The sequence below is a fragment of the Porphyromonas sp. CAG:1061 genome, from assembly GCF_000435035.1.
Lineage (GTDB): Bacteria > Bacteroidota > Bacteroidia > Bacteroidales > Porphyromonadaceae > Porphyromonas_A > Porphyromonas_A somerae.
Window position 1 is genome coordinate 1 of the sequence record NZ_HF988915.1, and the last position, 1,227, is coordinate 1,227.

Annotated in this window: 1 protein-coding gene; it reads right to left on the bottom strand. The window is 56.2% G+C overall.

Annotated elements, in window-relative coordinates; translation table 11 throughout:
- Nucleotides 1-1,227, bottom strand: a 1,227-nt coding sequence (locus QVO39_RS04895; protein ID WP_288171781.1) for a peptidase U32 family protein, incomplete at both ends; no start/stop codon positions are given.

Below are 1,227 nucleotides of genomic sequence, written 5' to 3' on the forward strand. Positions count from 1 at the left end.
TTGGTCCCTCTGGTACCGCCACCTCCAAAGCCGGGGCAATGGTACCAGTGACGCCTAACTGTCGGTAAAGTTGCTCTGCCTTTTGATTCGCCACATTGTAGGTAAAGTCGAGGCTCTCGGGCAACCCCCATTCACTCGCCTGGTGCTGGGTTGCGAGGAAGGTAGCCCGTCGCTCCACCAATGCCTGCCCTTGTTCCTCACGCTCACGCAGAAAAGCAGCGTGGCACGCCTCTTGCAACTGCTGGATCACCTCCCGACGTAGCTCCGTCGCTACCGATGGTGGGAGATAAAGCCCCTCCAATTGCAAAGCAATCTCCTCCGCCACATAGGGCGTCTCCCCTAGCTTCGCAAGGGTATTGCGGAGGTGCTGACTATTCTCTTTCTTCGCAGGATCCAATGGGAGTAGTCGCTCCACCCTAACCGATATCTCAGGTCGTTCCAAAAGGGTAGCAGAGAGCTGTACCCCTTCGCTACTGCATTGGCAGTCGAGACGGATGCCCACCTTTCGCACCGAGGCATCGGGTCGCTGCAGCACTTGATCGAACTGATGGTGGAGGTTGCGGTAGACCGTTGCCCCCGAAGCGATCGCAAGTGGACTAGAGAGTTTCAGCCGGTAGCGACCCTTTCCCACTGGTGTCACCTGATTAATAAAGGCACCGACCGTCTCCTTTTCATCGCTAGAGACTAGCAAGAGACCATCGCCATTGGAGAGCTCGGTCTCCTTTACCTCCACTTTGATCACAATCTCCCTACCCCTACACTCCAATAATTGGCCGATCCGTTCGCCCACACTCTTATTGGTAAAAGGGGTGATGCTATCCACAGGAATCGGCCGATGAAGTGGGATATTGTAGCTCGTGAAACGACGGGAAAAAGTCCGCTCGGGGTGCGGAGTAAACTGCCGCTCCACCCTACCCCACGAGGCACGGTGATACACCTCACCACGGCGGGCGATAATAGCATCTAGCTGCTCCCGATAATGGGCCGTCACGTTGCGGACATAATCAATCCCCTTGAGCCGCCCCTCGATCTTGAGCGATGAGACCCCTCCATCCAGCATCTCCTCTAGAATCTCGGTACGGTTGAGATCCTTCAGCGAAAGGAGGTATTGACTCTCCAATAGGCAATGCCCCTCGGCATCCTCAAGGTCGTAACTCATACGGCAGTACTGGGCACACGCACCTCTATTGGCACTTCGGCCTCGGCACGCCTCGGAGATGAAGCAGC